The sequence below is a fragment of the Pseudomonas sp. IT-93MI4 genome (assembly GCF_949767635.1).
In the GTDB taxonomy this organism is placed as follows: Bacteria; Pseudomonadota; Gammaproteobacteria; order Pseudomonadales; family Pseudomonadaceae; genus Aquipseudomonas; species Aquipseudomonas putida_A.
This window is the reverse complement of record NZ_CATKPP010000055.1, coordinates 294,719-319,348: the sequence shown is the minus strand read 5'-3', so window position 1 is coordinate 319,348 and position 24,630 is coordinate 294,719. Positions and strand designations below refer to the sequence as shown.

The 24,630-nt window shown below is 58.6% G+C and carries 25 protein-coding genes; 16 read left to right on the top strand and 9 right to left on the bottom strand.

Features of this window, described 5'->3' with window-relative positions; translation table 11 throughout:
- Positions 1-33 precede the first annotated feature (33 nt).
- Positions 34-213: a PA3496 family putative envelope integrity protein gene (locus ACM6I7_RS22410; RefSeq protein ID WP_027612063.1), complete on the top strand. Its 180-nt coding sequence runs from the start codon at positions 34-36 to the stop codon at positions 211-213.
- An 87-nt stretch (positions 214-300) separates the two neighbouring features.
- Here the strand turns inward: ACM6I7_RS22410 and ACM6I7_RS22405 are convergent, their stop codons facing one another.
- Positions 301-927 carry a response regulator gene (locus ACM6I7_RS22405; protein ID WP_414889308.1) on the bottom strand — a complete coding sequence of 209 codons (627 nt, stop codon included), beginning with the start codon at positions 925-927 and terminating at the stop codon, positions 301-303.
- A gap of 503 nt (positions 928-1,430) precedes the next feature.
- Between ACM6I7_RS22405 and ACM6I7_RS22400 the strand changes: the two genes are divergently transcribed.
- Positions 1,431-2,135 (top strand): hypothetical protein, encoded by a 705-nt coding sequence (locus tag ACM6I7_RS22400; protein WP_414889307.1) that lies wholly within the window; start codon positions 1,431-1,433, stop codon positions 2,133-2,135.
- A gap of 150 nt (positions 2,136-2,285) precedes the next feature.
- Here the strand turns inward: ACM6I7_RS22400 and ACM6I7_RS22395 are convergent, their stop codons facing one another.
- The gene (locus ACM6I7_RS22395) at positions 2,286-3,503 is read right to left on the bottom strand and encodes an argininosuccinate synthase (protein ID WP_027612065.1); all 1,218 of its coding nucleotides are present in this window, start codon (positions 3,501-3,503) and stop codon (positions 2,286-2,288) included.
- A gap of 129 nt (positions 3,504-3,632) precedes the next feature.
- The gene (locus ACM6I7_RS22390) at positions 3,633-4,541 is read right to left on the bottom strand and encodes a flagellar protein MotY (RefSeq protein WP_096795143.1); all 909 of its coding nucleotides are present in this window, start codon (positions 4,539-4,541) and stop codon (positions 3,633-3,635) included.
- 160 nt (positions 4,542-4,701) lie between these two features.
- Between ACM6I7_RS22390 and pyrC the strand changes: the two genes are divergently transcribed.
- The gene (pyrC, locus tag ACM6I7_RS22385) at positions 4,702-5,748 is read left to right on the top strand and encodes a dihydroorotase (protein ID WP_414889306.1); all 1,047 of its coding nucleotides are present in this window, start codon (positions 4,702-4,704) and stop codon (positions 5,746-5,748) included.
- Positions 5,745-6,422, top strand: coding sequence for a ribonuclease T (rnt, locus tag ACM6I7_RS22380; RefSeq protein WP_096795145.1), 678 nt, complete (start codon positions 5,745-5,747; stop codon positions 6,420-6,422). The genes pyrC and rnt overlap by 4 nt, the downstream gene beginning before the upstream one ends.
- A gap of 74 nt (positions 6,423-6,496) precedes the next feature.
- Here the strand turns inward: rnt and ACM6I7_RS22375 are convergent, their stop codons facing one another.
- Complete coding sequence (locus ACM6I7_RS22375; RefSeq protein WP_007963972.1) at positions 6,497-7,099, bottom strand: peroxiredoxin; 603 nt, start codon at positions 7,097-7,099, stop codon at positions 6,497-6,499.
- Between the two features lie 313 nt (positions 7,100-7,412).
- On the opposite strand from ACM6I7_RS22375, the gene ACM6I7_RS22370 reads away from it, so the two are divergent.
- Positions 7,413-7,631 carry a bacterioferritin-associated ferredoxin gene (locus ACM6I7_RS22370; RefSeq protein WP_003227725.1) on the top strand — a complete coding sequence of 73 codons (219 nt, stop codon included), beginning with the start codon at positions 7,413-7,415 and terminating at the stop codon, positions 7,629-7,631.
- 201 nt (positions 7,632-7,832) lie between these two features.
- Entirely contained in the window at positions 7,833-8,306 is a 474-nt protein-coding gene (gene bfr / locus ACM6I7_RS22365) for a bacterioferritin (protein ID WP_007963971.1), read from the top strand.
- A 132-nt stretch (positions 8,307-8,438) separates the two neighbouring features.
- Here the strand turns inward: bfr and grxD are convergent, their stop codons facing one another.
- The 3 genes from grxD to ACM6I7_RS22350 form a co-directional block, all read right to left on the bottom strand.
- Entirely contained in the window at positions 8,439-8,780 is a 342-nt protein-coding gene (gene grxD, locus ACM6I7_RS22360) for a Grx4 family monothiol glutaredoxin (RefSeq protein ID WP_003227729.1), read from the bottom strand.
- Between the two features lie 97 nt (positions 8,781-8,877).
- Complete coding sequence (locus tag ACM6I7_RS22355; RefSeq protein ID WP_414889305.1) at positions 8,878-10,983, bottom strand: molybdopterin oxidoreductase family protein; 2,106 nt, start codon at positions 10,981-10,983, stop codon at positions 8,878-8,880.
- Between the two features lie 134 nt (positions 10,984-11,117).
- Complete coding sequence (locus ACM6I7_RS22350) at positions 11,118-11,408, bottom strand: hypothetical protein (RefSeq protein ID WP_027612069.1); 291 nt, start codon at positions 11,406-11,408, stop codon at positions 11,118-11,120.
- A 404-nt stretch (positions 11,409-11,812) separates the two neighbouring features.
- Between ACM6I7_RS22350 and argF the strand changes: the two genes are divergently transcribed.
- Entirely contained in the window at positions 11,813-12,733 is a 921-nt protein-coding gene (argF, locus tag ACM6I7_RS22345; RefSeq protein WP_095136949.1) for an ornithine carbamoyltransferase, read from the top strand.
- The gene (locus tag ACM6I7_RS22340) at positions 12,730-13,839 is read left to right on the top strand and encodes an ABC transporter ATP-binding protein (RefSeq protein ID WP_027612071.1); all 1,110 of its coding nucleotides are present in this window, start codon (positions 12,730-12,732) and stop codon (positions 13,837-13,839) included. The genes argF and ACM6I7_RS22340 overlap by 4 nt, the downstream gene beginning before the upstream one ends.
- 121 nt (positions 13,840-13,960) lie before the next feature.
- Here the strand turns inward: ACM6I7_RS22340 and ACM6I7_RS22335 are convergent, their stop codons facing one another.
- Entirely contained in the window at positions 13,961-14,743 is a 783-nt protein-coding gene (locus ACM6I7_RS22335) for a PhzF family phenazine biosynthesis protein (protein ID WP_027612072.1), read from the bottom strand.
- Between the two features lie 95 nt (positions 14,744-14,838).
- Positions 14,839-15,309 carry a Cys-tRNA(Pro) deacylase gene (ybaK, locus tag ACM6I7_RS22330; protein ID WP_003227741.1) on the bottom strand — a complete coding sequence of 157 codons (471 nt, stop codon included), beginning with the start codon at positions 15,307-15,309 and terminating at the stop codon, positions 14,839-14,841.
- A 362-nt stretch (positions 15,310-15,671) separates the two neighbouring features.
- Here ybaK and ACM6I7_RS22325 point away from each other — a divergent pair, with 362 nt between their 5' ends.
- The 8 genes from ACM6I7_RS22325 (at position 15,672) to ACM6I7_RS22290 (ending at position 24,571) form a co-directional block, all read left to right on the top strand.
- Positions 15,672-16,523: an MIP/aquaporin family protein gene (locus ACM6I7_RS22325; RefSeq protein ID WP_027612073.1), complete on the top strand. Its 852-nt coding sequence runs from the start codon at positions 15,672-15,674 to the stop codon at positions 16,521-16,523.
- 78 nt (positions 16,524-16,601) lie between these two features.
- On the top strand, positions 16,602-18,104 hold the full coding sequence (gene glpK / locus ACM6I7_RS22320) for a glycerol kinase GlpK (RefSeq protein ID WP_027612074.1): 1,503 nt from the start codon (positions 16,602-16,604) through the stop codon (positions 18,102-18,104).
- A 95-nt stretch (positions 18,105-18,199) separates the two neighbouring features.
- A complete protein-coding gene (locus ACM6I7_RS22315) occupies positions 18,200-18,955 on the top strand; it encodes a DeoR/GlpR family transcriptional regulator (RefSeq protein WP_007916700.1) in 756 nt (251 codons plus the stop codon).
- Positions 18,956-19,277: 322 nt separating this feature from the next.
- Complete coding sequence (gene glpD / locus ACM6I7_RS22310; RefSeq protein ID WP_414889304.1) at positions 19,278-20,813, top strand: glycerol-3-phosphate dehydrogenase; 1,536 nt, start codon at positions 19,278-19,280, stop codon at positions 20,811-20,813.
- 492 nt (positions 20,814-21,305) lie between these two features.
- A complete protein-coding gene (locus ACM6I7_RS22305; protein WP_027612076.1) occupies positions 21,306-22,232 on the top strand; it encodes a glutamate/aspartate ABC transporter substrate-binding protein in 927 nt (308 codons plus the stop codon).
- A 190-nt stretch (positions 22,233-22,422) separates the two neighbouring features.
- Entirely contained in the window at positions 22,423-23,169 is a 747-nt protein-coding gene (locus ACM6I7_RS22300; protein ID WP_027612077.1) for an amino acid ABC transporter permease, read from the top strand.
- Positions 23,169-23,840, top strand: a complete 672-nt coding sequence (locus ACM6I7_RS22295; protein WP_007963949.1) for an amino acid ABC transporter permease — start codon at positions 23,169-23,171, stop codon at positions 23,838-23,840. The genes ACM6I7_RS22300 and ACM6I7_RS22295 overlap by 1 nt, the downstream gene beginning before the upstream one ends.
- Complete coding sequence (locus tag ACM6I7_RS22290) at positions 23,837-24,571, top strand: amino acid ABC transporter ATP-binding protein (protein ID WP_007963947.1); 735 nt, start codon at positions 23,837-23,839, stop codon at positions 24,569-24,571. The genes ACM6I7_RS22295 and ACM6I7_RS22290 overlap by 4 nt, the downstream gene beginning before the upstream one ends.
- Positions 24,572-24,630: the final 59 nt, after the last annotated feature.

Below are 24,630 nucleotides of genomic sequence, written 5' to 3'. Positions count from 1 at the left end.
CGCCAAAGGCAGTCTTAGCCTGGAGTTCACCTTATGACTGACAGCAAAGAACAACTGGACGTAGATGAAGATTTTACCGTTGTGGATACCGACGACGCCGAACCGGTGGTCGAGGTCGCCAAGACCAATCTGAGTAAACGTCGCACCATCGATAACCTGCTTGAGGAGCGCCGACTGCAAAAGCAGTTGGCCGATTACGATTTTGATCTCTGACACTTGAAAGCCTCCCGAACCGGAGGCTTTTTACTTTCTGCTGAATCCGACACTGAGCGGCCCATGCTCCGTCGGTATTCCTGATAATCAGACCAGTCCGTTGCGTTGTGCCAATTCAATCAGATCCACCAGCGAGCGGGCATTGAGCTTCAATAACAGACGGGTCTTGTAAGTGCTGACCGTCTTGTTGCTGAGAAACATGCCGTCGGCGATTTCCTTGTTGGTCTTGCCACGCGCCAATTGCTGCAACACCATCATTTCCCGCCCGGAGAGGCGATCCACCATATCGGCCTCACTGGCATTACCAAGACTGGTACGCACGGTGTGCAGGGCCTGGTTTGGAAAATAGCTGTAGCCGGACAGTACCGCTTTGATCGCACTCAGCAACTCAGTCAAATCCTGTTGCTTACATACATAACCCGCAGCACCTGACTGCATGCAGCGCATTGAAAAATGACCCGGTGCCTGGGAGGTCAGCACCAGTAATTTCAACGGCATGGGTGTCGAGTTCAGACGCGCAATAACTTCAAGACCATCGAGTTTCGGTATTCCAATATCCAGAATAACGATATCCGGCATCTGTTCACGCGCAAGTTGCAAAGCATCCACACCATTATCCGTTTCTGCAATGACTTCGTAGCCATGACGCTCCATCAGCATACGCACAGCAAGACGAATGACGGGATGATCATCCACGATCAGCACTTTATTCATGGGCAAGTCCAGTTTCGCTGTTCGAATTTTTAGAGCACGCACAATAGCCCAGTCACTTCTGACATGGCACAAGAGAGTTTCATTGCAATCCCAGCAAAAGACATTCCCTACAGCAAATAAAGATTATTCCTACAAAAAAACCCATACAGGCGATTTTCAAATGGGATGACGTATCTTCTGGCCTTCACATCGACGCAAAAAACATGACGTCTTGAAAGCCACGCGAACTCTACTTTCGAGGCAGACGGCTCAGCGAGCGGCTAAAAAACGCGATAATCCATTGACTGCACATCGCTACACAGCGCCAGCCCCGGCAGCTTATAAGTTGAAAAAACAACGTAAAACCAATCAAAAAAACTTTGATAAATCAACATCTGAAACAAGATACTTCTATCCAAACGCTATCATTTAATATAAAAATTATCTCAACCAGCAAGTTGCAACGCCCCATACAAAACAACTCAACATACGTATTGGAAATACATAATTAATGAGCACCTTCCATGATAAAAACCAGAAAAAAAATAACCAACCCCATGACTGTAATTGCGATATTTGCATTTATTTCCGAATCATCGGCTGCCATTTCCTTACCCTTTCTTGATAACGCCGAAAGAGAAGTCTACATCTGGTTCCTGATCAGCTTTCCGTTTTACTTGCTATTGCTATTCTTTTTAACGCTGAACTTCAACTACCGTTCGCTCTATGCGCCCTCGGACTTCGATAAGGACGACAGTTTTCTAAAAAGTTTCGAGGAGTTGAAACAGCCCGAGCTCCACTCCTGTTCGCCTCCAGCAAGAGCGTCTGTGGTAGGCGAAGTATCAGCTGCCAACGGATTGGAGTGGACGTTGCCTGTACATAGCCTTGACCTCAGGCAACTCCCTCCTTGCAGCGCTGACAAATCCTGCCCGGAGCCACCGTGGATTGAGCACAACATTCAGCTGCCTAAATCCATCGGCACATTGTGCGCCATAGACGTACGTCAGTTGAGTAGCGCACAGGCGTTCAATGCGCTGGCAGAACACTTTCCGCATCTTGGCAAACACTCAGCCAAAGCAGTGGTATTTTTGACCGACTCTGCGTGCGACGTTTTGCTCAAGCAAATTATCCCGACCCTTATCAAACAGTCGAAAAAAAGCGGAGGCGCCAAACTTCTCGTTGCTTACAACGTGAGCACACAAAGCACCACGGTTTTGAGAGGAGCATGAGCGCAGAGTAGATGCCTGAAGTGGACATTCAAGAAAATGCTGGAGTTGGCGGCAATGACCAAAGCTCTGGATTAACGTCAGACAAACACAGAAAAGAAAATGGCGGCATTGTCATTGAGACAAGCCGCCATTTTTACAGCCCTGCAAGGCTTAGAACAGCTTGCGGCCTTTGTTGGCAGCAATGCGCATGCGCAGCGCGTTGAGCTTGATGAAGCCCGCCGCGTCGGCCTGGTTGTAGGCGCCGCCGTCTTCTTCGAAGGTCGCGATATTAGCGTCGAACAGCGAATCGTCGGACTTGCGGCCGGTAACGATCACGTTGCCCTTGTACAGTTTCAGGCGAACCACACCGTTCACGTTGACCTGGGAAGCGTCGATCATCTGTTGCAGCATCAGACGCTCCGGGCTCCACCAGTAACCGGTGTAGATCAGGCTGGCGTATTTCGGCATCAGCTCGTCTTTGAGGTGAGCGACTTCGCGATCCAGAGTGATCGATTCGATGGCGCGGTGCGCGCGCAGCATGATGGTGCCGCCCGGGGTTTCGTAGCAGCCACGGGACTTCATGCCCACGTAACGGTTTTCAACGATGTCGAGACGACCGATACCGTGAGCGCCACCGATCTTGTTCAGCGTTGCCAGTACGGTGGCCGGAGTCATTTCGACGCCGTCCAGCGCGACGATGTCGCCGTTGCGGTAGGTCAGTTCCAGGTATTGCGGGGTGTCGGGAGCCTTCTCCGGGGAGACGGTCCAGCGCCACATGTCTTCTTCGTGCTCGGTCCAGGTGTCTTCCAGCACGCCGCCTTCATAGGAGATGTGCAGCAGGTTGGCGTCCATCGAGTACGGGGACTTCTTCTTGCCATGACGCTCGATCGGGATCGCGTGCTTCTCGGCGTAGTCCATCAGCTTCTCGCGGGACAGCAGGTCCCACTCGCGCCAAGGGGCAATCACTTTAACGCCAGGCTTGAGTGCGTAGGCACCCAGTTCGAAACGCACCTGGTCGTTGCCCTTGCCGGTGGCACCATGGGAAATGGCATCGGCGCCGGTTTCGTTGGCGATTTCGATCAGGCGTTTGGCGATCAGCGGACGTGCGATGGAAGTACCCAGCAGGTACTCGCCTTCGTAAACGGTGTTGGCGCGGAACATCGGGAACACGAAATCACGCACGAATTCTTCGCGCAGGTCATCGATGTAGATTTCTTTGACGCCCATGGCCTGAGCCTTGGCGCGAGCCGGCTCGACCTCTTCGCCCTGACCCAGGTCAGCGGTGAAGGTCACCACTTCACAGTTATAAGTATCCTGCAGCCACTTGAGGATCACCGAAGTGTCCAGGCCGCCGGAATACGCCAGAACGACCTTGTTTACGTCCGCCATGCCATCACTCCACGGGGTTCTACGGAAAGCCGAGGAGTCTACCGCTCAAATCCGATAATTTACAGAGGCGCGACAGCTTAAGACGACAAAGCGACAGAATCTGTCGACAGCGCGACGATGACCGGCGGGTCAGGAAGTCGCCGCAGCGTTGGCAGGTGTGCTGGCTTGCGGTGCTGGCGCGGTAGTCGGAGCGACTCGCGCCAGCTTCACGCTGACCCGACGATTCTTCGCCCGGTTGGCCGCATTGTTGTTCGGCACCAGCGGGTATTGCTCGCCGTGGAAACGCACGGTGATCTGCGATTCGGCGATGCCGTTGGCCTTGAAAAAGTCGACCACCGCCAGCGCGCGACGACGCGACAGCTCACGATTGGTCAGACGATTACCGCTATTGTCGGAGTAGCCATCCAGTTCGATGTGATTGACCGTCGGATCGGCCTTCATGAACTCGAGCATCACCTGCAGCTTGGCTTTGGCGGCGGCATCCAGATCGGTGCCTTCGCCGGGGAAGCCGATCTGCGATTGCTTCACCTGATCGAAATTCTGCGGCAGCAACTTCGCCACACACGTCTGGTAATCATTGAACGCTTTGCTGAACTTCACCGGCAGCAGACGCACTTCCGAAACCCGGCCATCGCCGGACGCACGGCGCACCACCGGGCTGCGACCGTCGAGTAAACCACTGATCAGCCCGCCGGCCTGGGATTGCGAACTGTTGAACAGCACGTTGCCGGTACCGATCCTGACGCTGCCCAGATTGATGTCGTTGCGCCCCGGCTGCCATGGCGCCGCCGCGGCAAGCAACGTCGCCGAACCGCCGCCGAGCATGGCGTTGTAGGCATTGAGGCGGAATATCGCCTGCTCGCCGGCTTTGCGCACGAACTGGCCCGAGCCGAAATCGGTGATCGGCTGGGTCAGGCGGCACTCGAACTTGTCGCCCTCGACCGTCCACTCAATGTTCTCCAGACGCGTCTGGTAGGTCAGCGCCATCGCGGGGAGGCTGGCAAACACACTGAGCAAGGCTAAATATCGCTGGCGCACGGGAGGCTCCATTGGCTTCTGTAACACAAAGACCGATTCACACTATGTTTACGGCATACCTACGGGATATCGGAAGGTTCCTGCAAAACTTGATAGCGGGTGCCTGCAAGAGTCTTTTCCGGTAGCATTCCCCTCAGTTTGACCCGCCTGGAATCCCCTCATGTCCGACCGCCTGACCCTGCTGCGTCCCGACGACTGGCACATTCATCTTCGCGATGGTGCCGTGTTGACCAATACCGTTGCCGATGTGGCGCGCACCTTTGGCCGCGCCATCATCATGCCCAACCTGGTACCACCGGTGCGCAACGCCGCTGAAGCCGACGGCTATCGCCAGCGGATTCTCGCTGCCCGCCCGGCCGGCAGTCGTTTCGAACCGCTGATGGTGCTGTACCTCACCGACCGCACCCAGCCCGAAGAAATTCGTGAGGCCAAGGCCAGCGGTTTCGTGCACGCCGCCAAACTGTACCCGGCCGGCGCCACCACCAACTCCGATTCCGGCGTGACCAGCATCGACAAGATCTTCCCGGCGCTGGAAGCCATGGCTGAAGTCGGCATGCCGCTGCTGATCCACGGCGAGGTCACCCGTGGCGATGTCGACGTCTTCGACCGCGAAAAGATCTTCATCGATGAGCACATGCGCCGTGTGGTCGAGCGTTTCCCGACGCTCAAAGTGGTGTTCGAACACATCACCACCGGCGACGCGGTGCAGTTCGTCAACGAGGCTTCAGCCAACGTCGGCGCCACCATCACCGCGCATCACCTGCTGTACAACCGCAACCACATGCTGGTGGGCGGGATCCGGCCGCACTTCTATTGCCTGCCGATCCTCAAGCGTAATACCCATCAGGAAGCCCTGCTAGACGCCGCCAGCAGCGGCAGCGCGAAGTTCTTCCTCGGCACCGACTCGGCGCCGCACGCCCAGCACGCCAAGGAAGCCGCCTGCGGCTGCGCCGGCTGCTACACCGCGTACGCCGCCATCGAGCTGTATGCCGAAGCGTTCGAACAGCGCAACGCGCTGGACAAGCTCGAAGCGTTCGCCAGCCTCAACGGCCCGCGTTTCTACGGTCTGCCGACCAACACCGATCGCATCACCCTGGTTCGCGAAGAATGGACCGCCCCGACCAGCCTGCCATTTGGCGAGCTGAACGTTATCCCGCTGCGCGCCGGTGAAAAACTGCGCTGGCGCCTGCTGGAGGAACACGCGTGAGTGAAGACCATTTCGACGACGATCTGGACAGTCAAGGTGGCGGCGGCGGTTCCCGCCACCCAATGGCAGCGCGTTTTCGCGGTTACCTGCCGGTTGTCGTCGACGTAGAGACCGGTGGCTTCAATTCGGCCACCGACGCTCTGCTGGAGATTGCCGCGACCACCATTGCCATGGACGAAAAGGGTTTCGTTTACCCGGACCACACCTACTTCTTCCGTGTCGAGCCGTTCGAAGGCGCGAATATCGAAGCGGCAGCGCTGGAATTCACCGGGATCAAGCTCGATCACCCGCTGCGCATGGCGGTCAGCGAAGAAACCGCGCTGACCGACATCTTCCGTGGCATCCGCAAGGCGCTGAAGGCCAACGGCTGCAAGCGCGCGATTCTGGTCGGCCACAACAGCAGCTTCGACCTGGGCTTCCTGAATGCCGCGGTTGCGCGCCTGGACATGAAGCGCAACCCGTTCCACCCGTTCTCCAGCTTCGACACCGCGACACTGGCCGGTCTGGCTTACGGTCAAACCGTTCTGGCCAAAGCCTGTCAGGCAGCCGACATCGACTTCGACGGCCGTGAAGCGCATTCGGCGCGTTACGACACCGAGAAGACCGCCGAGCTGTTCTGCGGCATCGTCAACCGCTGGAAGCAGATGGGCGGCTGGGAAGACTTCGACGACTGATCCTCGTCGGGTATTTCCCGCGCATAAAAAAACCGGCCACATGGGCCGGTTTTTTTGTACCGCGACGTTGCGCCTTACAGGGCTGCAGCGTTCTCGGTCAGGTAAGCCGCAACGCCTTCTGGCGAAGCGTTCATGCCTTTGTCGCCTTTTTTCCAGTTGGCAGGGCAGACTTCGCCGTGCTCTTCGTGGAATTGCAGCGCGTCGACCAGACGGATCAGCTCTTCCATGTTACGGCCCAGCGGCAGGTCGTTGATGATCTGCGAGCGGACAACGCCCTTGTCGTCGATCAGGAACGCGCCACGGAAAGCCACGCCGCCTTCGGACTCAACGTCGTAGGCCTTGGCGATTTCGTGCTTCATGTCGGCAGCCATGGTGTATTTCACCTGGCCGATGCCGCCATTGTTGACCGGAGTGTTGCGCCAGGCGTTGTGGGTGAAGTGCGAGTCGATCGACACGGCAACCACTTCCACGTTGCGCGCCTTGAAGTCGGCCATGCGGTTGTCCAGAGCGATCAGCTCGGACGGGCAGACGAAGGTGAAGTCCAGTGGGTAGAAGAACACCAGGCCGTATTTGCCTTTGATGGCCGAGGACAGGGTGAAGCTGTCAACGATCTCGCCATTGCCGAGTACGGCCGGGACGGTGAAGTCTGGGGCTTGTTTGCCTACGAGTACGCTCATGGATATCTCCTGGTGAATAACTTGAAGTTCAGGGCCCGGGCCAGCCTGCCACCTTGAGGCGACAGCCCTGTGACACGAACCCTCTTCGCAAGGGCCGACCATCATACACTGCGTTTTTCGCCTGTCCTTAACGGTTTTTTGCCCAAGGCGGATAACGGACCAGCATTTTCGGGGCCAGGCAATTCGCCATTAATCACCGTTCGTCAGTGACCGGCCTTTCGATCGAAAACCATTCAGAAAGCACTTTGACAATCATTCTCGTTAACATTAAGATCCATCGCAATTGAGTCACAACCAGCGACGGTTCTCACTTATGTATGTTTGTCTCTGCACTGGCGTCACCGACGGACAAATCCGCGAAGCGATCTATGAAGGTTGCTGCAGCTACAAAGAAGTCCGCCAGGCCACCGGCGTCGCCAGCCAATGCGGCAAATGTGCGTGCCTTGCCAAGGAAGTGGTTCGCGAAACCCTGACCAAGCTGCAAACCGCTCAGGCTGCGATCCCCTACCCTGTAGAATTTACGGCGGCATAATTACCCCCTATTTCAAAAAACCGGACATATGTCCGGTTTTTTTATGCCCGCAAATCAAGCGCTTAGGCGCTAGACGCGGAACACAAACATTCTTATTCAGATTTAATTTCATTTATTATTCAATAACTTAGGTTTGACACTTATAAGTACCAAGCTCAAACTCCGCCTTATATACAGCTAATACAGGGCAGGACTCCCATCATGAAAGGCGACATTACAGTCATCCAGCATCTCAACAAGATCCTTGCCAATGAACTGGTCGCGATCAATCAGTACTTCCTGCATGCGCGCATGTATGAAGATTGGGGCCTGAACAAGCTGGGCAAGCACGAGTACCACGAATCCATCGACGAGATGAAACACGCGGACAAGCTGATCAAGCGCATCCTGTTCCTCGAAGGCCTGCCGAACGTCCAGGACCTGGGCAAGCTGCACATCGGCGAGCATACCCGGGAAATGCTGGAATGCGACCTGCGCATCGAGAAGACCGGCCACGCCGATCTGAAAGCCGCCATCGCCCATTGCGAATCGGTTGGCGACTTTGGCAGCCGTGAACTGCTCGAAGACATTCTCGAATCCGAAGAAGAGCATATCGACTGGCTGGAAACCCAACTGGGCCTGATCGATAAAGTCGGTCTTGAGAACTATCTGCAATCGCAGATGGGCGAAGAGTAAATAAGCGCCCGCTGAATTCGCGACACTAAAAAGCCCCGCCCTCTTTCGAGGTGCGGGGCTTTTTATTGGCAAATCCCGAATCAGATGCAGATCCCTGTGGGAGCGAGCTTGCTCGCTCCCACAAAAGCCGGATCAGGCTTCGGACTTGGCCGCAGCAGCCTTGGCCGATGCTTCCTTGACCAGAGTCTGCAGCTCACCGTTGGCGAACATTTCAGCCATGATGTCGCTACCGCCGACCAGCTCACCGCCGACCCACAGTTGCGGGAAAGTCGGCCAGTTGGCGTACTTTGGCAGGTTGGCGCGGATTTCCGGGTTCTGCAGGATGTCGACGTAGGCGAACTTCTCGCCACAGCCCATTACAGCCTGCGCAGCTTTCGCGGAGAAGCCACACTGCGGGGCATTCGGCGAGCCTTTCATGTAAAGCAGAATGGTGTTGTTGGCAATCTGCTCTTTAATCGTTTCGATGATATCCATGGAGCACCTCGGCTGAACTTTCCGACTCATGGGTCGGCACGGTGACGCATTGTAACGGAATCCCGAGCGCCATGCTCGGTCTCCCCGACGGTCACGTTCAGGCCGCCGCCACCGTCACCGGTACGCCATTGAGCGCGGCGTTACCCGACAACTCGTCGAGCTGGCATTCATCGGTCAGGTCGTTGGCACTCGATCCCGGCTGCCCACTGGCGATTGCCATTTGCACGCCCGGCCGAGCATGTCCCCAACCGTGCGGCAGGCTGACCACGCCCTTCATCATGTCCAGACTGCCGAGCACCTCGACCTCGATCTGCCCTACCCGCGAGCTGACGCGAACTAACTGACCATCGTTGAGCCCACGGCTGGCGAGGTCATCCGGGTGCATCAGCAATTGATGCCGTGGCTTGCCCTTCACCAGACGATGGTAGTTATGCATCCACGAATTGTTGCTGCGCACATGGCGCCGGCCGATCATCAGCAGCTCATCGGCCGCCGGCGCCTGCAAGGCCGCAAAGCGTGCGAGATCGGCGAGAATTTCCGGCGGCGCAGCCTGCACCCGTTGATTCGGCGTCTTGAGGCGTGCAGCCAGATTAGGCTTCAACGCCCCAAGATCAATCCCGTGCGGATGATCGAACAATGTCGCCAATGACAGCTTTTGCTCGGACGCATCGCCATACAGGCCCATGCGCAGCCCCATGTCGATCATCTTCGCCGGCGGCATCGTCGGTTTCAGTTCCTTGCCAGTCTTCTCGGCAAACGCCTTGGCCAGGCCGACAAAGATCTCCCAGTCGTGTAATGCGCCGTCGGGCTTGGCGAGAATCGCGCGGTTGAAGCGGGTGACGTTGCGTACCGCGAACAGATTGAAAGTAGTGTCGTAATGATCGTTCTCCAGCGCCGAGGTCGACGGCAGGATCAGGTCGGCGTAACGCGTGGTCTCGTTGATGTACAGGTCGATGCTGAGCATGAACTCCAGGCCATCCAGCGCCTGTTCCAGTTGCCGGCCGTTTGGCGTCGACAACACCGGATTGCCGGCCACAGTGATCAGCGCGCGAATCTGCCCTTCACCTTCGGTGAGCATCTCTTCAGCCAGCGCCGACACCGGCAGCTCGCCGCCGTACTCGGGTCGCCCGGAGACCCGGCTTTGCCATTTGTTGAAATGCCCGCCCGAGGTCGATGCCACCAGATCCACCGCAGGCTCGGTGCACAACGCTCCGCCAACCCGGTCGAGGTTGCCGGTGACCAGATTGATCAACTGCACCAGCCAGTGGCACAACGTGCCGAACGCCTGAGTCGAAACGCCCATGCGCCCGTAGCACACCGCGCTCGGTGCCGCCGCGAAATCGCGCGCTAGTTGGCGGATCTGCTCGGCTGGCACGGCGCACAGCGGGCTCATGGCTTCGGCAGTGAAGGTTGCGACGGCTGCGCGCACTTCATCAAGGCCATCAACCGGCAAGTGACAGTCACGGGTCAGCCCTTCGCTGAAAAGCGTATTGAGTAAGCCAAACAACAGCGCCGCGTCGCCACCCGGCCGCACAAACAAGTGCTGATCGGCGATAGCTGCCGTTTCGCTGCGCCGGGGATCGACCACCACCACTTTGCCGCCGCGCGCCTGAATCGCCTTCAGGCGTTTCTCGACATCCGGCACGGTCATGATGCTGCCGTTCGATGCCAGCGGGTTGCCGCCGAGGATCAGCATGAAATCGGTGTGATCGATGTCCGGGATCGGCAGCAGCAAGCCATGGCCGTACATCAGGTAACTGCTCAGGTGATGCGGCAACTGATCGACCGAAGTCGCCGAGAAGCGATTGCGCGTCTTCAGCAGGCCGAGAAAGTAGTTGCTGTGAGTCATCAGCCCATAGTTGTGCACGCTCGGGTTGCCCTGGTAGACCGCCACCGCATTCTGCCCGTGACGCTCTTGAATCGCCGCCAGACGCTCGGCCACCAGCGCAAACGCCTCGTCCCACTCGATCGGCAGCCATTCGCTGCCGACCCGGCGCATCGGCTGGCGCAGGCGATCGGGATCGTTCTGCATGTCTTGCAGGGCTACGGCCTTGGGGCAGATGTGCCCACGACTGAACGTGTCAAGCGCGTCACCCTTGATCGAGGTGATCGCGACGTTGCCATCGGTTTCGGTGGTCTCGATGGTCAGACCGCAGATGGCTTCGCACAGGTGGCAGGCACGGTGATGGAGAGTCTTGGTCATGGCCAGTCTCTGTCTTGTTCTGGGCAGGCAATCAGGCCCGCGGGAACAAAACTATGGCCCCGGCGCAGATCCTGCGCCAGCGACGTTCGTCTTGTGAATCGACGGTTATCAGGCGAGCCGATACATCGCCATGCTCAGTTCGACGGCAGCTGCGGCGGCGCGGCCAGCTGAATTTCCTGAATGGTTTCAATCTGCTCGTGGGCGACATGCACGCCGGTGAGTTCGCCGATCAACCGCCAGTGCTCGTCGAGCCCGGCACTGATGGTCGCCATGCGATCAATCATGTGGCGGCCGGCGGTCTTGACCACTTCGTCCTCGCTGCGCAGCAGCTCGAAAGACATCGAAGTGACCGACGCGGTGAGATGAGTCAGTGAGCGAGCTGTGTGGCCCAGCAGTTCCATTAACAGTTTTTCTTTCGATTCCATGCGGAGGCTTCCTGCGTCGCTCGAAACTTATTTATAACCCAGCACTTTGCTTTAGCAAATGTTTCAGTCTGAGCATCCGACCAAGTGATGGCATGGCGCCACGCTCGTAAACCGACCTGGTCGACGTGATCCCCGCCACGCCGCATTGCCAAGCCCCGCGAGGCCGGTGTACAAAGAGGCTCGCTGCTGTCCTGAACCCGGCTTCAAATGCGCGGCTGTAACATCCAGTGCGCTCTCCGAATCCCGCAAAAATCGTAGCCTATTGGCGTAACGCGACATTTAGTGTCAATATCGCGCCTTCCCCTATTTCGTCGCCCCGTGCGGCTTACGCCGCAGGTCTCGCCCGTTGTTCCGTTAAACAAGGCTTTGAGCATCTGCGGTCTGTAGCAAAAAGGTAGTCAATGATGAGCGCAAGGCACTTTCTCTCCCTGATGGATTGCACGCCCGAAGAGCTGGTCAGCGTGATCCGTCGAGGCGTTGAGCTCAAGGACCTGCGTAACCGCGGCGTACTGTTCGAGCCGCTGAAAAACCGCGTCCTGGGGATGATCTTCGAGAAATCCTCGACCCGTACCCGGATTTCCTTCGAGGCCGGCATGATCCAGCTCGGTGGCCAGGCGATCTTCCTGTCGCCACGCGACACCCAGCTGGGCCGTGGCGAGCCGATCGGCGACTGCGCCATCGTCATGTCGAGCATGCTCGACGCGGTGATGATCCGTACCTTTGCCCACAGCACCCTGACCGAATTCGCCGCCAACTCGCGCGTGCCGGTGATCAACGGCCTGTCCGATGACCTGCACCCGTGCCAGTTGCTGGCCGACATGCAGACCTTCCTCGAACACCGCGGCTCGATCCAGGGCAAGACCGTTGCCTGGATCGGCGACGGCAACAACATGTGCAACAGCTATATAGAAGCGGCGATCCAGTTCGACTTCCAGTTGCGCGTTGCCTGCCCGCAGGGCTACGAGCCTAATCCTGAATTTGTCGCCCGCGCCGGCGATCGCGTGACCATCGTCCGTGATCCGCAAGACGCCGTGCGCGGTGCGCATCTGGTGAGCACCGATGTCTGGACTTCGATGGGTCAGGAAGAGGAAACTGCCAAGCGCCTGAAGTTGTTCGCTCCGTTTCAGGTGAACCGCGCCCTGCTCGATCTGGCGGCCGAAGATGTGCTGTTCATGCACTGCCTGCCGGCGCACCGCGGTGAAGAAATCAGCCTCGACCTGCTTGATGACCCGCGTTCCGTCGCCTGGGATCAGGCAGAAAACCGTCTCCACGCACAGAAGGCCCTGCTCGAGTTCCTCGTCGAACCGGCATATCACCACGCATGAGCCATGAATTACTGCTGAACCTGCGCAACCTCGCTTGCGGCTATCAAGATCAACGCGTGGTGCAGAACCTCAATCTGCACCTCAACGCCGGTGACATCGGCTGCCTGCTCGGCTCGTCCGGCTGCGGCAAGACCACCACCCTGCGCGCGATTGCCGGTTTTGAACCGGTGCACGAAGGTGAAATCACCCTGGGAGGCGAAACCATTTCCAGCGCCGGTTTCACCCTGGCGCCGGAGAAACGCCGGATCGGCATGGTGTTTCAGGATTACGCGCTGTTCCCGCACCTGAGTGTTGCAGACAACATCGCCTTCGGTATCCGCAAGCACCCGAACAAGGAGCGCGTCACCGAGGAGCTGCTGGAACTGGTCAATCTGAAGAATCTAGGCAAGCGCTTTCCCCACGAGTTATCGGGTGGCCAGCAACAGCGTGTCGCCCTAGCCCGGGCACTGGCGCCGGAGCCGCAATTGCTGCTGCTCGACGAGCCATTCTCCAACCTCGATGGCGAGCTGCGGCGCAAGCTCAGCCACGAAGTGCGCGACATCCTCAAGGCCCGTGGCACCAGCGCGATTCTGGTGACTCACGATCAGGAAGAAGCCTTCGCCGTCAGCGATCATGTTGGTGTATTCAAGGAAGGTCGCCTGGAGCAATGGGATACGCCCTACAACCTTTACCATGAGCCGGCGACGCCGTTTGTCGCCAGCTTCATCGGTCAGGGTTATTTCATCCGCGGCCAGCTCGGCAGCCCGGAATCGGTGCAGACCGAACTCGGCGAACTGCGCGGCAACCGCGCCTACACCTGGCCGGTGGGCGGTGCGGTGGATGTGTTGCTGCGTCCGGATGACATTGTTTATGCGCCGGACAGTGGGTTGAAAGCGCGGATCGTCGGCAAGACGTTCCTGGGTGCCTCGACCCTGTATCGCCTGCAACTGCCGACCGGTGCGCAGCTGGAATCGATCTTCCCGAGCCATGCCGACCATCAGGTCGGCGCGGATGTGGGGATTCGGGTCGCCGCCGAACACCTCGTCCTGTTCCAGGCCAGCGGCAGTACCGCGGCACAAATCCCGGCGGTGGAAAACGGCGTCCGCCGCTACAGCGCCGCCCTCTGATCCGCCCCGGATCAAAACTGTGGGAGCGGGCTTGCTCGCGAATGCGCTGTGTCAGTCAACGAAGAGGTCGTCTGACACCCCGCATTCGCGAGCAAGCCCGCTCCCACATTTGGTTTTGGGTTCAACCCAGGATCAGAGTGCCGCTGGCCACCAGCGTCGCATTCCCGCCGATCTTCACCCGCTCCCCCTCCAGCCGACAGAACAACTCCCCGCCCCGCGCCGAACGCTGGCACGCGGTCAAACTGGATTTGCCCAAACGTTTCGACCAATACGGAATCAGGCTGCAATGCGTCGAGCCGGTCACCGGATCTTCATTGATGCCGATCGCCGGGGCGAAGTAGCGCGAGACGAAATCGTGCTGATTGCCGCGCGCGGTCACGATGGCGCCGAGCCACGGCAGTTTTGCCAGTGCAATCATGTCCGGCGTGCAGTCGAGCACTGCCTGCTCCGACTCCAGCACCACAAACAATTCATTGGAACCGAGCACATCCACCGCCTCGACGCCCAGCGCGCGCTCGACATCCAGCGTCACGCCAATTTCTGACGGCACAATCGACGGGAAGTCCAGCCACAGGCGATCGCCCTCGCGGCTGACGCTAAGCGGCCCGGACTTGCAGATGAAGTCCAGCCGCTCGGCATTTTCCTTGTAGACCTCGAACAACACATAGGCGCTGGCCAGTGTGGCATGCCCGCACAGCGGCACCTCGGTGGTCGGGGTGAACCAGCGGATGTGCCACGCCGCGCCTTCGCGCACCACGAACGCGGTTTCTGCCAGATTGTGTTCGGCAGCGATCTTCTGCATCAAATCGTCCGCGAGCCATGCATCGAGCCGATACACCATCGCCGGGTTGCCACTGAACGGCCGATCACTGAACGCATCAACCTGATGAAATTCGAGCTGCATAACCTTCTCCCTGAGTGAGTCGGCAGAGCATGCAGCCACGCTGCGCTCAGCGCCAGTGACAGAACCGGGCAATTTTCTTCATACAGAACGCAAGTTCATGCACGACCGATGTCGGCAAATTTGGCTTGGGTGTGTTCAGCCAGAACCGCCGGCGCCAATTCGACTTCCAGGCCACGTCGGCCAGCACTGACATAAATAGTCGCAAAGCCTTGGGCCGAGTTATCGATGAAGGTGCGCAGACGCTTCTTCTGCCCCAGCGGACTGATGCCGCCCAACAGGTAACCGGTGGAACGCTGCGCCGCAGCCGGGTCAGCCATTTCGACTTTCTTGACGCCCGCCGCGTGTGCCAGACCTTTGAGATCAAGACTTCCGACGACCGGCACCACCGCCACCAGCAATTCACCTTTTTCGCTGGCAGCGAGCAGCGTCTTGAACACTTGCGCCGGCTCCAGCGCCAGTTTCTCGGCGGCCTCCAGCCCATAGGACGCGGCCTTGGGGTCATGTTCGTAACTGTGCACGCGATGTTCGGCACGAACTTTTTTCAACAAGTCCAACGCAGGGGTCATGGCAGCTCCAGGTTCGGCATCAACAGAAAAATCCTGCGCCGGATTCTAGGCCATCACCTCGCAAAAGGCTCTAGCGCAAGCCCCGTTTTCCGGGCGTTGCAGGCGAATCGCCGGGCTACCGCCGTCGTCCCCCGCAGGATCATTCAGCAGGCTGATAGTTTAATTGTGACCGACGGTTCACTTTCGACCTTTGACAGGTTTGTTTCTTGTCTATATTTTTTCGAATCTGAATAATGTAAGAATTATCATCACCGCAGCACCCAGCAGTAAACCGGGAACAGGATGGGGATCCTGCCCCGGGGAAAATCGCGCCTTGCCCTGACGGCAAACGCGCCAGACAACAACAAAAATCGAGGTTTTCAATGACAACTGCTTTACAGCAACCATCGCTTTCCGGCCAATGCCTGGCCGAGTTTCTGGGGACTGCACTTCTGATCTTTTTCGGCACTGGCTGCGTCGCCGCGCTCAAAGTCGCGGGCGCCAGCTTCGGTCTGTGGGAAATCAGCATCATCTGGGGCGTCGGCGTGAGCATGGCGATCTACTTGACCGCCGGGGTTTCCGGCGCGCACCTGAACCCCGCCGTGAGCATTGCCCTGAGCATTTTCGCCGACTTCGAAAAGCGCAAACTGCCGTTCTATATCCTGTCGCAGATCGCCGGCGCGTTTTGCGGTGCGCTGTTGGTGTACACGCTGTACAGCAATTTATTCTTCGATTACGAACAAACTCACCACATGGTGCGTGGCACCGCTGCCAGCCTTGAGTTGGCCTCGGTGTTCTCGACCTTCCCCAATCCGGTACTGTCCACCGCTCAGGCATTCCTGGTCGAGATGATCATCACCGCGATCCTGATGGGCGTGATCATGGCCCTGACCGATGACAACAACGGTCTGCCGAAAGGCCCGATGGCTCCGCTGCTGATCGGTTTGCTGATTGCCGTAATCGGCAGCTCGATGGGCCCGCTGACCGGTTTTGCGATGAATCCGGCGCGTGACTTCGGTCCGAAACTGATGACTTTCTTCGCCGGCTGGGGTGAAATTTCCTTCACTGGCGGCCGCGATATTCCGTACTTCCTGATTCCGATTTTTGCACCGATTGTCGGTGCCTGCCTCGGCGCTGCCGGGTATCGCGGGCTCATCGCCCGCCACCTGACCGGCGCTACACCTGCTACAAAGGATGCAGAACCGGCCATTGACGGCAAACCAAGAACTTCTTGAAACAGTCGGCGCGGGCTCCTGCCCTTTTAGAGCCCGCGCCACGGCCCACTCTCCCTTATTTCGTCCAAGGCAATCGACATGACCGACATTCAGAATAAGAACTACATCATTGCCCTCGATCAGGGTACGACCAGCTCCCGCGCGATCATTTTCGACCGCGATGCGAACGTGGTCTGCACCGCCCAGCGCGAATTCGCCCAGCACTACCCGCAAGCCGGTTGGGTCGAACACGATCCAATGGAAATCTTCGCCACCCAGAGCGCGGTGATGGTCGAAGCACTGGCCCAGGCCGGTCTGCATCACGATCAGGTCGCCGCCATCGGTATCACCAACCAGCGTGAAACCACCGTGGTCTGGGACAAAACCACCGGTCGTCCGGTGTACAACGCCATCGTCTGGCAGTGCCGCCGCAGCACCGAGATCTGCCAGCAGCTCAAGCGCGATGGCCACGAAGAGTACATCCGCGACAACACCGGTCTGGTCACCGACCCGTACTTCTCCGGCACCAAGCTGAAGTGGATCCTCGACAACGTCGAAGGCAGCCGCGAGCGTGCGCGCAACGGCGAACTACTGTTCGGCACCGTCGATAGCTGGCTGATCTGGAAATTCACCGGCGGCAAGGTACACGTCACCGACTACACCAACGCCTCGCGCACCATGCTCTTCAACATCCATTCGCTGGAGTGGGATTCGAAGATGCTGGAGATCCTCGATATCCCGCGCGAAATGCTCCCGGAGGTCAAAGCCTCTTCGGAAATCTATGGTCGCACCAAGAGCGGCATCGCCATCGGCGGTATCGCCGGTGACCAGCAAGCGGCACTGTTCGGCCAGATGTGCGTCGAGCCGGGCCAGGCGAAAAACACCTACGGCACCGGCTGCTTCCTGCTGATGAACACCGGCGACAAAGCAGTGAAATCCCAGCACGGCATGCTCACCACCATCGCTTGCGGCCCGCGCGGCGAAGTGGCTTACGCCCTGGAAGGCGCGGTGTTCAACGGCGGTTCGACCGTGCAGTGGCTGCGCGATGAACTGAAGATCGTCAACGACGCTCACGACACCGAATACTTCGCCAATAAAGTGAAGGACAGCAACGGCGTGTACCTGGTACCGGCCTTCACCGGTCTGGGCGCTCCGTACTGGGACCCGTATGCCCGCGGTGCACTGTTCGGTCTGACGCGCGGCGTGCGCGTGGATCACATCATCCGCGCCGCGCTGGAATCGATCGCCTACCAGACCCGCGACGTGCTCGACGCTATGCAACAGGACTCCGGCGAACGCCTCAAGGCCCTGCGTGTGGACGGCGGCGCAGTGGCCAACAACTTCCTCATGCAGTTCCAGGCCGACATCCTCGGCACTCAGGTAGAGCGTCCGCAAATGCGCGAAACCACTGCACTCGGGGCGGCGTATCTGGCCGGTCTGGCGTGTGGTTTCTGGGGCAGCCTCGACGAACTGCGCGGCAAGGCCGTGATCGAGCGTGAGTTCGAACCGAGCCTGGACGAAGCCGAGAAAGAGAAACTGTACAAAGGCTGGAAAAAAGCCGTCAGCCGCACCCGTGACTGGGCGCGTGAAGACGCTGAATAAGCCAACCTTCAGAGACTGATAGGCAACTAACTGGTCGGGAGCGGATTCCTGCGGCATCATGGGCAAATTTTGCACGGCAGCCCAAAGGAAGCCCCATGAATCTGCCTCCCCGTCAGCAGCAAATCCTCGAACTGGTCCGCGAACGCGGCTATGTGAGCATCGAGGAAATGGCCACGCTGTTCGTTGTTACCCCGCAAACCATCCGCCGCGACATCAATCAGCTCGCGGAAGCCAATCTGTTGCGTCGCTACCATGGCGGCGCGGCCTATGATTCCAGCGTCGAAAACACCGCCTATGCGATGCGCGCCGACCAGATGCGCGACGAAAAACAACGCATTGGCGAAGCCATCGCCGCGCAGATCCCCGATCACGCCTCGCTGTTCATCAACATCGGCACCACCACCGAATCGATTGCCCGCGCCCTGCTCAATCACAACCATCTGAAGATCATCACCAACAACCTGCACGTCGCCTCGATGCTCAGTGCCAAGGATGATTTCGATGTGCTGCTGACCGGCGGCAACGTGCGCCGTGACGGCGGTGTGGTGGGTCAGGCGAGCGTGGACTTCATCAACCAGTTCAAGGTCGATTTCGCACTGGTGGGTATCAGCGGCATCGACGAAGACGGCAGCCTGCTCGACTTCGATTATCAGGAAGTGCGCGTGTCGCAGGCGATCATTGCCAATGCGCGGCAGGTGATTCTGGCGGCGGACTCGAGCAAGTTCGGGCGCAATGCGATGATTCGATTGGGTCCGATCAGCCTGATCGATTGCCTGGTGACCGATCAGCAGCCAGTGCCGGCACTGGCGCAACTGCTGAGCCAGCACAAGATTCGTCTGGAAGTCGTTTAAACCCTCAACATTCCCATGTGGCGAGGGGATTTATCCCCGATGGGCTGCGAAGCAGTCCCAAAACCATCCAATGCGGTGTGCCTGATACCCCACGGTAGTTGATTGAGGGGCCGCTATGCGGCCCATCGGGGATGAATCCCCTCGCCACAAAAAGCATCCCTCGACTCAATAATGTTCGAAAATTTTCTTTTAGCCGCCCTTCGATGAGTTTTTTCAATCGAACGCGACTGGCTGCGCGCGTCTTTATGGGCTACCATTTTCGCAAATGAACATTTATGTTCGATTTCCAAGACAGAAAATCAAAAGAGCCCGAGGCCAGCCGATGTCCACATCTACCTTGCGTACGCCCCCTATCTCCGAGATCTACGACGTTGCCGTGATTGGCGGCGGGATCAATGGCGTGGGGATCGCAGCGGATGCCGCCGGTCGCGGTCTCTCGGTGTTCCTTTGCGAAAAGGATGACCTGGCCAGCCACACCTCGTCGGCCAGCAGCAAGCTGATCCACGGTGGCCTGCGCTATCTCGAACATTACGAATTCCGTCTGGTGCGTGAAGCGCTGGCCGAGCGCGAAGTGCTGCTGGCCAAGGCGCCGCACATCGTCAAGCCGATGCGTTTTGTGCTGCCGCACCGCCCGCACCTGCGTCCGGCGTGGATGATCCGCGCCGGCCTGTTCCTTTATGACAACCTCGGCAAGCGCGAAAAACTGCCAGGTTCGAAAAGCCTGAAGTTCGGTGCCGACAGCGCACTGAAAAGCGAAATCACCAAGGGCTTCGAATACTCCGATTGCTGGGTCGATGACGCCCGCCTCGTCGTTCTGAACGCCATGGCCGCCCGGGAAAAAGGTGCCCACGTACACACCCAGACCCGTTGCGTCAGCGCCCGCCGCGCCAAGGGCCTGTGGCACCTGAACCTGGAACGCGCTGACGGCAGCCTGTTTTCGATCACTGCCAAAGCCTTGGTGAACGCCGCCGGCCCGTGGGTCGCCAAGTTCATTCGTGACGACCTGAAAATGGAATCGCCGTACGGCATCCGCCTGATTCAGGGCAGCCACATCATCGTGCCGAAACTGTACGAAGGCGATCACGCGCACATCCTGCAAAACGAAGATCAGCGCATCGTCTTCACCATTCCATACCTGAACCACTTCACCCTGATCGGCACCACCGACCGTGAATACACCGGCGATCCGGCGAAAGTGGCAATCACCGACGGCGAAACCGATTACCTGCTGAAAGTGGTCAACGCTCACTTCAAGAAGCAGATCAGCCGCGACGACATTCAGCACAGCTACTCGGGCGTGCGTCCACTGTGCAACGACGAATCCGACAACCCGTCCGCCGTGACCCGCGATTACACCCTGGCATTGTCTGGCGGTGGCGAAGAAGCACCGCTGCTGTCGGTGTTCGGCGGCAAACTGACCACCTACCGCAAACTCGCCGAGTCAGCGATGGCCCAGTTGATGCCGTACTTCACCCAGATGCGCCCGAGCTGGACCGCCACCGCGACCCTGCCCGGCGGCGAAGACATGACCATCCCGCAAGCCTTGAGCGCGCAGATCCGCGACAAGTTCGATTTCGTCCCGACCGAGATCGCCCGCCGCTGGGCCACCACCTACGGCAGCCGCACCTGGCGCATGCTCGAAGGCGTGGAAACCCTCGCCGACATGGGCGAACACATTGGTGGCGGGCTCTACACCCGTGAAGTCGATTACCTGTGCAGCGAAGAATGGGCCACCACCGCCCACGACATCCTGTGGCGCCGCAGCAAGCTGGGCCTGTTCACCACCCCGGCCGAGCAAGAGAAGCTGGCGGCGTACCTGGGCAAGGTCGAGCAGAACCGCAAGACTGAAGCGGCGTGATTTGAACATCGCTTAAACGAAAGCCCCTGAATTGAGAGATTCAGGGGCTTTTTGCTGCGTGACTTACTTTGCCTGCCACTAACCCTGTGGCGAGGGGATTTATCCCCGATGGACTGCGAAGCGGTCCTCGCCTTTGCGCTGAAAGAAGGCCGCTTCGCGACCTATCGGGGATAAATCCCCTCGCCACAAGGGAATGTGGGCTCGAACGATCATCAAATGAGGGCAGCGATTAAAAGAGCGTTCGGATTTCCGAACGCGACCTCCCGGTCAATTCGGATAACCGGATCAGTTTCATCGAAAAACACCGACACAAAACTTTAATCACCTTATAAATCAAGCCATTAGCCACTATCGACTGCTCTGGCACGACTCATGCTCTACACTCTCTCGACGAATGCTTGGCGTGCCAACACTTCAGGAGCCGTCAGGCATTCGAAGCACAAAAGGGCCGACGAACTGGCTCCATAAAAAAAACAATTCGAGGAAAATTTGATGCGCATCGTTCCCCATATCCTGGGCGCAGCCATTGCGGCCGCTCTGATCAGCACTCCAGTTTTCGCCGCCGAACTCACCGGCACCCTGAAGAAAATCAACGATTCCGGCACCATCACCCTCGCTCACCGCGACAGTTCCATCCCGTTTTCCTACATTGCGGATGCTTCCGGCAAGCCAGTGGGCTACTCCCACGACATTCAAGTGGCCATCGTTGAAGCCCTGAAAAAAGACCTGAACAAGCCAGACCTGCAGGTCAAATACAACCTGGTGACCTCGCAAACCCGTATCCCGCTGATCCAGAACGGCACCGCGGATATCGAGTGCGGTTCGACCACCAATAACGCCGAGCGCGCCCAGCAAGTCGACTTCACCGTCAACATCTTCGAAATCGGCACCCGTCTGCTGGTCAAGAAAGACAAGGATGGCAACCCGTCCTACAAAGACTTTGCCGACCTCAAAGGCAAAAACGTCGTGACCACCGCCGGCACCACGTCCGAGCGCATCATCAAAGCGATGAACGCCGACAAGCAGATGGGCATGAACATCATCTCCGCCAAGGACCACGGTGAATCCTTCAACATGCTGGAAAGCGGCCGCGCCGTTGCCTTCATGATGGACGACGCCCTGCTGGCCGGCGAAGAAGCCAAGGCCAAGAAGCCGGACGACTGGGTCATCACCGGTACTCCGCAATCCTTCGAAGCCTACGCGTGCATGGTTCGCAAAGACGACCCGGCCTTCAAGAAGGCTGTGGATGACGCCATCGTCGGCCTGTACAAATCCGGCAAGATCAACGAGATCTACAAGAAGTGGTTCGAAACCGCGATTCCGCCAAAGGGCCTGAACCTCAACTTCCCGATGAGCGACAAGGTCAAGGAACTGATCGCCAACCCGAGCGACAAGCCGGCGCCTGACGTAAAAATCTGATTCCTGACTAACCTTATCCCCTGAGGGAGCCACCCTCCCTCAGGCGTCTGTTACCTGCTGGTTTTACAGTGGAACACTCGACCTGGCGGTTTTCGAGCCGATCGCGTGTGCCCGGCGTTCAACGTCGGACGGGAAAGGATCTTCCCCAAGCGGGTGCTTGTACATCGATCGATTTCGAGGGGAGACCCTAATGAATTACAACTGGGACTGGGGCGTGTTCTTCAAGTCCACCGGCGTGGGCAGCGAGACTTATCTCGACTGGTACATCGCCGGCCTGGGCTGGACCATTGCCATCGCCATCGTGGCATGGATCATCGCCTTGCTGCTGGGCTCCATTCTGGGGGTCATGCGCACGGTGCCGAACCGCCTCGTATCGGGCATCGCGACCTGCTACGTCGAACTGTTTCGCAACGTGCCGCTGCTGGTGCAGCTGTTCATCTGGTACTTCCTGGTGCCCGATCTGCTGCCGCAAAACCTGCAGGACTGGTACAAGCAGGATCTGAACCCGACCACCTCGGCCTACCTGAGCGTCGTCGTGTGCCTGGGTCTGTTCACCGCCGCGCGGGTCTGCGAGCAAGTGCGCACCGGCATCCAGGCGCTGCCACGCGGCCAGGAATCCGCCGCCCGCGCCATGGGCTTCAAGCTGCCGCAGATCTACTGGAACGTGCTGCTGCCCCAGGCCTACCGCATCATCATTCCACCGCTGACCTCGGAATTCCTCAACGTGTTCAAGAACTCCTCCGTGGCGTCCTTGATCGGCCTGATGGAACTGCTGGCGCAAACCAAGCAGACCGCCGAGTTCTCGGCCAACCTGTTTGAAGCCTTCACCCTGGCCACGCTGATCTACTTCACCCTGAACATGAGCCTGATGTTGCTGATGCGCATGGTCGAGAAGAAAGTCGCAGTGCCCGGCCTGATCTCCGTGGGGGGTAAATAATGGACTTCGATTTCAGCGGCATCATCCCCGCGATCCCGGGCCTGTGGAACGGCATGGTCATGACCTTGCAACTGATGGTCATGGGTGTGATCGGCGGCATCGTGCTGGGGACGATCCTCGCACTGATGCGCCTGTCGTCCAGCAAACTGCTGTCGCGCGTCGCCGGCGCCTACGTGAATTATTTCCGCTCGATCCCGCTGCTGCTGGTGATCACCTGGTTCTACCTGGCGGTGCCGTTCGTGCTGCGCTGGATCACCGGCGAAGACACCCCGATCGGCGCGTTCACCTCCTGCGTCGTGGCCTTCATGATGTTCGAAGCCGCGTACTTCTGTGAGATCGTCCGGGCTGGCGTGCAGTCGATCCCCAAAGGCCAGATGGCCGCCGCGCAAGCGATGGGCATGACCTATGGCCAGACCATGCGTCTGATCATCCTGCCCCAGGCGTTCCGCAAGATGACCCCGTTGCTGCTGCAACAGTCGATCATCCTGTTCCAGGACACCTCGCTGGTCTACACCGTGGGCCTGGTGGACTTCCTCAACTCCGCCCGCTCCAGCGGCGACATCATCGGTCGTTCCAACGAGTTCCTGATCTTTGCCGGTGTCGTCTACTTCATCATCAGCTTTTCCGCCTCGCTGCTGGTCAAGCGTCTGCAAAAAAGGTTTGCCGTATGATCTCCATCAAGAACATCAACAAGTGGTATGGCGACTTCCAGGTGCTGACTGATTGCAGCACCGAGGTCAAGAAAGGCGAAGTGATCGTGGTCTGCGGTCCGTCGGGTTCGGGCAAGTCGACCCTGATCAAGTGCGTCAACGCGCTGGAGCCGTTCCAGAAAGGCGACATCGTCGTCGACGGCACCTCGATTGCCGACTCCAAGACCAACCTGCCGAAACTGCGTTCGCGCGTCGGCATGGTGTTCCAGCATTTCGAGCTGTTCCCGCACCTGACCATCACCGAAAACCTGACCATCGCGCAGATCAAGGTGCTGGGCCGCAGCAAGGAAGAGGCGACCAAGAAAGGTCTGCAACTGCTGGAACGCGTCGGTCTGTCGGCACACGCCCACAAGCACCCGGGGCAACTGTCCGGCGGTCAGCAGCAGCGTGTGGCGATTGCCCGTGCACTGGCCATGGACCCGATCGTCATGCTGTTCGACGAACCGACCTCGGCGCTCGACCCGGAAATGGTCAACGAAGTGCTCGACGTGATGGTGCAACTGGCCCACGAAGGCATGACCATGATGTGCGTGACCCACGAAATGGGCTTCGCGCGCAAAGTGGCTGACCGGGTGATTTTCATGGACGCCGGCAAGATCATCGAGGACTGCCCGAAAGAGGAGTTCTTCGGCGACATCAGCGCCCGCTCCGAACGCGCGCAGCACTTCCTCGAGAAAATCCTGCAGCACTAAAAAACCACACACCGCTCCCACATTGGATCAATGACGATCCAGAGATCTGTGTGGTGGTT